General features: G+C 67.5%; 5 protein-coding genes. 1 reads left to right on the forward strand and 4 read right to left on the reverse strand.

The genetic code is table 11. The annotated features are described in order from the left end of the window. Positions 1–106 precede the first annotated feature (106 nt). The 4 genes from H1B27_RS14030 to dnaE form a co-directional block, all read right to left on the reverse strand. Positions 107–1,102 carry a 30S ribosomal protein S2 gene (locus tag H1B27_RS14030; protein WP_061879519.1) on the reverse strand — a complete coding sequence of 332 codons (996 nt, stop codon included), beginning with the start codon at positions 1,100–1,102 and terminating at the stop codon, positions 107–109. A 211-nt stretch (positions 1,103–1,313) separates the two neighbouring features. Continuing rightward, positions 1,314–3,893 carry a caspase family protein gene (locus H1B27_RS14035; protein ID WP_197966441.1) on the reverse strand — a complete coding sequence of 860 codons (2,580 nt, stop codon included), beginning with the start codon at positions 3,891–3,893 and terminating at the stop codon, positions 1,314–1,316. A 377-nt stretch (positions 3,894–4,270) separates the two neighbouring features. Beyond that, entirely contained in the window at positions 4,271–5,014 is a 744-nt protein-coding gene (locus H1B27_RS14040; protein WP_197966442.1) for a carbonic anhydrase, read from the reverse strand. Between the two features lie 130 nt (positions 5,015–5,144). Then, positions 5,145–8,648, reverse strand: coding sequence for a DNA polymerase III subunit alpha (gene dnaE, locus H1B27_RS14045; protein WP_197966443.1), 3,504 nt, complete (start codon positions 8,646–8,648; stop codon positions 5,145–5,147). Between the two features lie 274 nt (positions 8,649–8,922). On the opposite strand from dnaE, the gene H1B27_RS14050 reads away from it, so the two are divergent. Then, positions 8,923–9,139: transposase (locus tag H1B27_RS14050; protein ID WP_197964725.1), on the forward strand; the 217-nt coding region annotated here is incomplete at its 3' end.

The raw sequence follows: 9,139 nt of genomic DNA on the forward strand, positions 1-9,139 counted from the left end.
TTGCCGCAGCGTGGCATCTTAGCGCCCCGCCGCGGTCCATCTCAGCAATTTGCGTCAACTGAAATGGTGGCCGGATCCTATCCGGCCAACCCATCGCTCTTTTTGACTATTCCGCTTCCGCGGTCAGCGCCTTGGCCTTGGCCACCCAGGCGTCCGCGCGGCTCGGCAGACCGACCTCTTCGCCGATCGTGTGCGCGGTGTCGTGATCGAGCTCGGCGAGCTGCCAATAGTGGAAGATGCCGAGGTCGTTGAACTTCTTCTCGATCGCACCCGACACGCCCGGCAGCTTCTTGAGGTCGTCGGCGGTGCCGCGGGGACCCGCAAGGCCCTGGAAGCCGCTCGACGAGGGCGTCGGCAGCTCCTCGGCGACCGGCTGAGCCGCGGCGCCGACGTCGATGCCCGAATCGCCCTGGGCACGCGAGATGCCGTCGATCGCCGCACGCGCGATGAGATCGCAGTACAGGGAAATGGCGCGGCCGGCGTCATCATTGCCCGGCACCACATAGGTGATGCCCTTGGGGTCCGAATTGGTGTCGACGATCGCGGCGACCGGGATGTTGAGGCGCTGGGCCTCCTGGATCGCGATGTCTTCCTTGTTGGTGTCGATCACGAAGATCAGGTCGGGCAGACCGCCCATGTCCTTAATGCCGCCGAGCGAACGGTCGAGCTTGTCGCGCTCGCGCTGAAGCGTCAGGCGCTCCTTCTTCGTGTAGGAATTGGCTTCGCCGCCCGAGAGCACGTCGTCGAGGTGACGCAGGCGCTTGATCGAGGCCGAGATCGTCTTCCAGTTGGTCAGCGTGCCGCCGAGCCAGCGCGAATTGACGAAGTACTGCGCGCAGCGCTTGGCCGCGTCCGCAACACCGTCCTGCGCCTGGCGCTTGGTGCCGACGAACAGGATGCGGCCGCCCTTGGCCACCGTGTCGCTGACGGCCTGGAGGGCCTGGTGCAGCATCGGCACGGTCTGGGCGAGGTCGACGATGTGGATGTTGTTGCGGGTGCCGAAAATGAACGGAGCCATTTTCGGATTCCAGCGGTGAGACTGGTGACCAAAGTGCACGCCAGCTTCGAGCAGCTGACGCATGGTGAAATCGGGTAGCGACATCGTTCTAATTCTCCGGTTGGTTCCTCCGGAAACGTGTGAGCAAAACGGAGCGTTCTCGCCCCGGTTGCCACCGGACGGCCTTGTGAGCCATGTTTCCGTGTGAGATGGCGCGCTATATAGCGCCATTTCGGCCAGAAGCAAGGAAATAAGGGGCCGTCCGGGACGCCCGCAAGCTCCTGTCGCTTCCGGTCGTCCCTCCCCCTTCAGCCTCCTAGCATTTCGGCTGTCCAGGCGGACAGGCCTTTGGTGGTGGGCCGGCTGGCCGTGCCGGCGGATGCGGCGCCGCACGCGGCGGCGCGGCCGCCATGGGAGGCGGTGCAGGCCGCGCGACCGAAGGTGGCGGCGGCGCGGGCCGTGCCATCGGAGGTGGAGGCGGTGCAGGACGCGCCATCGGAGGCGGCGCCGGTCGGGCCACGGCCACGGGCGGAGGCGCAGCGCGCGGTGGCGGGGGTGGCGCGACTCGCGGCGGAGGCGGCGGCGTCGGCTTCGCCAGGGCCTGAGGATGCGGTGGCGGTGCGGCAGGCCTGGCGGCCTGCGGCGGCGGCGCGGGCCGGTGATCCCGAACTCCCGACGGCCCCCGCGTCGCCACTGGCGGCGGTGGCGGTGCCGCGGGTTTGACCGTGGGCGGGACGACCGGCTTGCCGGGAGCCGCGCTCGGCGGCGGCAAAGCGCCCGACTGGGACCCGGCCGGCCTGCCGCGCAGGTCAGATGGCGTCGTCGTCTCCGGCGGCTTGGGCAGGCCGGCGGACGGCGTCGATGAGCTTCCGGGAGCCGGTGGGTGGTTGGCTGTTGCCGGCGGGACGTTGCCGGCGGGCGTCGTGGCGGTGGCAGCGGGTCTGCCATGAGGCGGAGCAGCGCCGGGCTCGCCCCCAGCCCCGGCCGGCGGTCCGCCCGGAGTTCCGGGCACCGGCAGCGTGTTGGCCTGCGGCAGCCTGGTGGCCGCCGGTGCTTGCGGTGTGGCAGCAGGAACGTTGCCGGCGGGGGCCGTCGCGCCCGGACCGGGCGTGCCGCTCGGCCTGACGGCGCCGGGCGCCGTGCCCGCGGGGGGACCGCCAGGAGTTCCCGGCAGGGTATTGGGTGCCGGCAAGGTATTGGCCTGGGGCAGCCTGGCCGCAGCCGGCGGCTGCGCCGTCGTGGCAGGCGCGACATTGGCTGGAGCTGGTGCCGCGATACCCGGTCTCACCGCCGGCTGGATCGTCGCGCTCGGCGGCATCGGCGCCTTGCCCTGCTGGATCAACGCGGCGCGCTGCACGACTGCCTGCGGCACGGCGGCACCTGCCGGCGTGGCGCGGCCGGCAACCGCCGGGGCCAGATTGCCCGGACCGGGCGCCGGCTCCGCGGCCGGCGGGCGGTTGATCACGGTGTTGATGACGGTCGTGTTGTGGATGTTCTGGTAGATGATGTTGTTCGGCGGCGGCGCGACATAGACCGGCGGCCTGACGAACACCGGGATTGGCACGAACACCGGCTGCGGCAGCACGAACAGGCCGACTACAGGCAGCGGCGGCGGCAGCACGACGAAATCCGGCGGCGGCGGCGGCAGATAATAGACCGGTGGCGGCGGTGGCGGCGCGAAGCCGAAATCGGGATCGCTGAAATACAGCACCGGACGGTCGACATAGATGACCTCCTCCGGCGGCGGTGGCGGCACGTCGTAGTCCAGCATCGTGAAAGTCGGCGGCGGCTCGAGCGGCGCAGTCAGGATCGCGAGCCTGCGCCGGGCATCGCCTGCATGCGGCCCGCGCGGATAGCGGCGCAGATACGACCAATAGGCGTCCGGCGTATCGGCACGATAGGTTCGCCGCCAGGTAATTGCCTCGCGGCGCGCCGCCACGATCGCCATGACGCGCTTTGCAAGCGGGTCATTCGGATAGGCCGCGAGAAACTCCTCATAGGCCGCCAGCGTGTCGCGCTCGAGCGCGGCGGCATAGGCATCCTGCACGCCGAGATCGCGGATCGGCTTGTTGCGGATCGCGGCGACCTGGTCGGGCGTGGTCTCCGGCGGCGCGTCGGGCCCACGCTCAAAGAACGAAAATTGCGCCGATATCTTCTGCTCGTTCCAGGGCACCTGCGCGCCCTTGGAGGCCTCGTTGACGCGCAGGCGGACGCGGTCGAACACCTCGGGCAGCGGCAGGCCGCCGGTGCGGATCATCTCGGCGAGCGACTGGGCATAGATGCCGTAAGGACCAGGCTCCTCCGGCGCCACCGTGCCGGGCGCGGCGTTGAAGGCGATCAGCATGTTCGCCTCGGGCTCGACCAGCGCCAGGCCGCTCGCGATCGGCTGACCGCCCTCGATGAAGGGCTGCGCGCGCGCCGCGTCGAGCACGACGATGCCGGCCTTGAGCGGAATGGATGCGAGCTGGCGCGCATAGTCGCCGATGCGCAGGGCCTCGGTCGGTATGTCGGTATCGCGGGTGATGTTGGAATCGACCGGGATGAAATAGTTCTCGCCGGCAAGCTGCACGCCGTAGCCGGCGAGATAGATCATCGCGACGGTGCCCGGGCCCGAAGCCTGGGCCTTCTGGATGAAATCGCGCAGGCTCTTGCGCAGCGTGTCGCCGTCGAGATCGCGCGCGCCGACCACGTCGAAGCCCGCCGCCTGGAGCGTCTGCGCGATCAGGCCGGCATCGTTGGCCGTCGTCGCCAGCGGCGATTTGGCGTAGGCGCCGTTGCCGACCACGAGCGCGAGGCGCTTTTCCGGCTGCTGGGCGCGCGCCGGTTCCGGTACGCCGGCGGCGAGGGCCAGGATCGGCAGCAGAAGGCAGATGAAAGCTCTGAGCGTCCCACGCATGGCTTGCTCGCCCGCTATTGTTGTCGAGGTCCGGCACGCATGAGGCGCGCAGCCGGCTGAACGGCGGTTGAACGAAAGGCTTGAACGAAAGGCTTGAACGACGAAAAGCTTGGATTGAGGCGGTGGCATGGCCGCCCATCGCCGGCGTCAGCCCCGCTGCGACGATATCACGACGCGTCCTCTCGCCCGCGGATCACGCGGCAAATTTCAATTCGGCGGCGGTCGTCCGGGCAGCCGATTCATCAACGGGCGAGAAATCGACCGGCCCCGGATTCTTGTATGCCGACGTCATCGCGAGAGTGGTTGCTGCTTGTCGACCTTGCGGCCGGCCTCTGCAGGAAGAGGCGCGGCCGCCAGGCCTCGATGCTCGGGTGGGCTCAGCCCTGGGCGATCAAGTCGACGCTTCCTGTGCTCAGCCGATAGATACCGCCGACCACCTTGAGCTTGCCCTGCTCGACCGCCGCGTTGAGGATCGGGGTGGCCGATTTCAGCTTGGCGACGTTGTCGAGGACGTTCTGGCGAATGGCGTTGTCGAGCGCATTCCCGCTCTGCTGAGCCGCCGTCTTCACCGCCGGCGCGATCGCGGAGACCAGCGTGGGGATGTGCCCCGGCAGCGGCTTGTCGTCTTTCAGCGACTTGATGGTCGCATCGACCGCGCCGCAATTGTCGTGGCCGAGCACCAGGATCAGGGGCGTTCCGAGCACCGCGACGGTGTATTCCATGCTCGCAACGGTCTCGTCGCCAGCGAAATTGCCGGCGACGCGGCACACGAACAGGTCTCCGCGTCCACTGTCGAAGGCATATTCGGGCGCGATGCGAGAATCGGCGCAGCTCAGCACGGCCGCGTAGGGATTCTGGCCGCCGACCAATGCCTCGCGCTCATGCTTGAAGTCGTGGCGGCGCGACACGCCCGACACGTAGCGCGCATTGCCTTCCATCAGCCGCTTCAGCGCCGCATCGGGCGACAGCACGTTCTGCGGTTTCGGCGGCGCCTTCTTCTCCTTGGCGAAGGCTGCCCCGCCAAACGCCGCGGCCGCAAGCGCCGACGTGGCGAGGAGCATCATGGAGCGCCGGGAGGGAGCAACAGGATGATGCAGATTTTCGGAGCATTTGTCGCACATGGTTGTTGTCCTTCCAGATTTCCCGTCAAACGAGATCGTCGGGCCGACAACTGATAGCTGCGCTCAAGCGACTTCGAAACCACACGCGAGCCAAATAGTTAAGCTTTGGTTTGCGGCGGTGCCGGCGACCTCAGAGCTGCTGCACGTCCACCACGCCCGCGACCGCCTTGATCGCGCCGGCGATCTGCGGCGAGACCTTGAAGCGGCCGGGCAGCTTCATCTCCACCTCGGTCTCGAGGTCGAGCATCATCACCAGCGAGACCTCGCCGTCGCCGTTGGAGCGCGGTGCAGGCGCGGGACTCCCGACTTTCGGCGCGCCGCCGTTCGAGGCCGCCATGTCGGGCCCGGCGAGGCGCTTGGCGATCGAGTCCAGCGGCTTGGTGTCGCGCAGGAAGATGCGCAGGCCCTTCTGCGTCTTGGCCGCCGCATCATCGAGCGGCTCGGCATGCAGCACGCGGGCGCGCACGTCCTCGCCCTGAAGCTCGGCCCCTAACTGCAGCAGCACGGCCGCTCCCGGCTCCAGCACGTCGCGATATTGTGCAAGGCCTTCCGAGAACAGCACCGCCTCGAAATGGCCGGTGGGATCCGACAGGCCCATGATGCCCATCTTGTTGCCGGTCTTGGTGCGCCGCTCCATGCGCGAGACCACGGTCGCGGCGACCTTGCCGGCGGTGGCGCCGGTCTTCACCGCGCGCGAGAACTCGGCCCAGCTCTGCACCCGCAGCCGCTTCAGCACGGTCGCGTAGTCGTCGAGCGGATGTCCCGACAGGAAGAAGCCGATCGCGTCGTATTCGCGGCGCAGCCGCTCCGCCGGCAGCCACGGCTCGACCTGCGGCAGCATGATGGTCGGCGCGTCCGCCGACATGCCGAACATGTCGTTCTGGCCGATGGTCGCGGCCTCGTGCGCGCGCTGGCAGGCGGCGAGGATCGAGTCGGCACCGGCAAAGACGCGCGCCCGGTTCGGCTCCAGCGTATCGAAGGCGCCCGCGGCGGCGAGACTTTCGATGATGCGCTTGTTGATCGCGCGCGGCGAGACCCGGGCGGCGAAATCTGCGAGCGAGGTGAACAGGCCGCCTCTGGTCCGCTCCGCGATGATCTGCTCGATCGCCTGGATGCCGACGCCCTTGAGCGCCGCGAGCGCATAGTAGATGGTCTTGTCGCCGACCTCGAAGGTCGCGCCCGACCGGTTGATGTTGGGCGGCTCGACCTTGATGCCGAGACGCTGCGCTTCGGAGCGGAATTCGGAAAGCTTGTCGGTGTTGTTGAGATCGAGCGTCATCGACGCGGCGATGAACTCCACCGGATAATGCGCCTTCATGTAGGCGGTGTGGTAGGACACCAGCGCGTAGGCCGCAGCGTGGCTCTTGTTGAAGCCGTAGTCGGCAAACTTCGCCAGCAGTTCGAAGATGGTCTCGGCCTGCCCCTTCGGCACGCCGTTCTTCACCGCGCCCGCGACGAAGATGTCGCGCTGCTTGTCCATCTCGGCACGGATCTTCTTGCCCATGGCGCGGCGCAGGAGGTCGGCGTCGCCGAGCGAATAGCCCGACATCACCTGCGCGATCTGCATCACCTGTTCCTGGTAGATGATGACGCCGAAGGTCTCTTTCAGGATCGGCTCCAGCACGGGATGCAGATATTCCGGCTCCTCGTCGCCGTGTTTGCGCGCGCAATAGGTCGGGATGTTCGCCATCGGGCCCGGGCGATAGAGCGCGACCAGCGCGATGATGTCCTCGAAACGGTCCGGGCGCATGTCGATCAGCGCCCGCCGCATGCCCTGGCTTTCAACCTGGAACACGCCGACGACGTCGCCCCGGGCCAGCATCTGGTAGCTCTCGGCATCGTCGATCGGCAGCGTGGCGAGATCGACATCGATGCCGCGCGGCTCGAGCAGCTTGACTGCGACGTCGAGGACTGTGAGCGTTTTCAAGCCGAGGAAGTCGAACTTCACGAGCCCCGCGGGCTCGACCCATTTCATGTTGAACTGGGTCACCGGCATGTCGGATTTGGGATCGCGGTAGAGCGGCACGAGCTCGCTCAACGGGCGATCGCCGATCACGATGCCGGCCGCATGGGTCGAGGCGTGGCGCGTCAGGCCTTCGAGGCGCTGCGCGATGTCGAAGGCGCGCGCCACGATCGGATCTTCATCGCGGAACGCCTGGAGCTTCGGCTCGCTCTCGATGGCGGCAGCCAGCGTCACCGGTGCCGCCGGATTCTGCGGCACCAGCTTGGTCAGCTTGTCGACCTGGCCATAGGGCATCTGCAGCACGCGACCGACGTCGCGCAGCACACCGCGCGCCTGCAGCGTGCCGAAGGTGATGATCTGCGCAACCTGGTCGCGGCCGTAGCGCTCCTGGACGTACTTGATCACCTCGCCGCGGCGGTCCTGGCAGAAGTCGATGTCGAAGTCCGGCATCGAAACGCGTTCGGGGTTGAGGAAGCGCTCGAACAGCAGGCCGAACTTGATCGGATCGAGGTCGGTGATGGTCAGCGCCCACGCTACCAGCGAGCCGGCGCCGGAGCCGCGGCCCGGCCCGACCGGAATCCCTTGCGACTTCGCCCATTTGATGAAGTCGGACACGATCAGGAAGTAGCCCGCATATTTCATGCGGGTGATGACGTCGAGCTCGAAGGCGAGCCGCTTGGCGTAGGTCTCCTCCGTCGTGCCCTGCGACAGGCCGTGGACGCGCAGGCGGTTGGCGAGCCCCTCCTCCGCCTGCCGCTTCAGTTCGGCGGCCTCCACCGCAGCCGCATCCGAGCTCGACGCGGCGCCGACGGTGAAGAACGGCAGGATCGGCTTGCGCGTCATCGGCCGGAACGAGCAGCGCTCGGCGATCTCCACCGTCGAGGCCAGCGCCTCCGGGATGTCGGCGAACAGCACCGCCATTTCGGCGCGCGTCTTGAAGCGATGATCCGGCGTGAGCTGCTCGCGTTCGGTCTCGGCGATCAGCCGTCCGCCCGCGATGCAGAGGAGCGCGTCATGGGCCTCGTAATCGTCGGTCGTGGCGAAATACGGCTCGTTGGTCGCAACCAGCGGCACTCCCTTGGCGTAGGCGATGTCGATCAAGCCGCTTTCGACGCGCCGCTCCTTCTCGGAGTTGTGGCGCTGCAATTCGACGTAGAGGCGGTCGCCGAACAGGCCGGCCAGGCGTTCGCAGCGCTGCGCGGCGAGTTCGGCATGACCGCCGGCGAGCGCCAGCGAGATCGGCCCGTCCGGTCCGCCCGTCAGCGCGATCAGGCCTTCGGTCTCGCCCTCGAGCCAATCGAACTTGATGAACGGAGCATGGCTGTCCGGCGATTCCAGGAACGCGCGCGAATTCAGCCGCATCAGGCTGCGATAGCCGCGCTCCTGCGCTCCCAGCAGCACCACCCGCGACGGCCCCATCGCGTTGCGCGCATTCGGATCCTGGTCGCCGAAATCGATGGCCAGCTCGCAGCCGACGATCGGCTGGATGCCGGAACTCGCCATCTTGTCGGAGAACTCCAGCGCACCGAACAGATTGTCGGTGTCGGTCAGCGCCAGCGCGGGCTGGTGGTCCTTCTTCGCAAGCTCGGCAAGCTTGGCGATCTTGATCGAGCCCTTGAGCAGCGAATAGGCCGAGTGAACGTGAAGGTGAACGAATCCGGCGCTCGGCATGGTCGCGTGACGGCCTCTTGCAGATGAAATGGAGCGGTCGCCAACGCCGGGAGATGTCAGGCAGATCAAACGAGGATCCTGCATCGCCCGGCCGACTCGCCTCGCAATGGTGGGGCGTCACTGCTCCAGAGTCCACGCCGGAGCGGCCGATCGGCCAAGTCGTCCCGCTTTTCCCCAAGCGGCAGCGGCACGCTCGCCGGCCTAGGTTCTGTACTCAAACCCCTTGCGAGTGACGAGGCGGAGTGATTCAAGGCTTCCCAAAAGGGAGGTCCTGATGGCCCGCTTTGATCTTTCAGACGCCGAGTGGACAATCATCTCTCCGCTGTTACCTGGGGCGGAAGGCAAGAAGAATGGCCGGCCGCGGCCGGATGATCGCAAGGTGCTCAACGGCATCTTCTTCGTCCTGCGTACGGGGACACCCTGGCGCGATCTGCCGGAGCGCTATGGCCCTTACACAACAGCCTACAACCGCTTCAATCGATGGGCCAAGA

Origin of the sequence: Bradyrhizobium diversitatis (genome assembly GCF_016031635.1) — a bacterium.
Classification (GTDB): Bacteria; Pseudomonadota; Alphaproteobacteria; order Rhizobiales; family Xanthobacteraceae; genus Bradyrhizobium; species Bradyrhizobium diversitatis.

What these genes read in the sequence shown, in the direction of transcription:
- H1B27_RS14040 (WP_197966442.1), bottom strand. Translation starts at nt 5,014, where the DNA reads ATGTGCGACAAATGCTCCGAAAATCTGCATCATCCTGTTGCTCCCTCC.
- H1B27_RS14035 (WP_197966441.1), bottom strand. Translation starts at nt 3,893, where the DNA reads ATGCGTGGGACGCTCAGAGCTTTCATCTGCCTTCTGCTGCCGATCCTG.
- H1B27_RS14030 (WP_061879519.1), bottom strand. Translation starts at nt 1,102, where the DNA reads ATGTCGCTACCCGATTTCACCATGCGTCAGCTGCTCGAAGCTGGCGTG.
- dnaE (WP_197966443.1), bottom strand. Translation starts at nt 8,648, where the DNA reads ATGCCGAGCGCCGGATTCGTTCACCTTCACGTTCACTCGGCCTATTCG.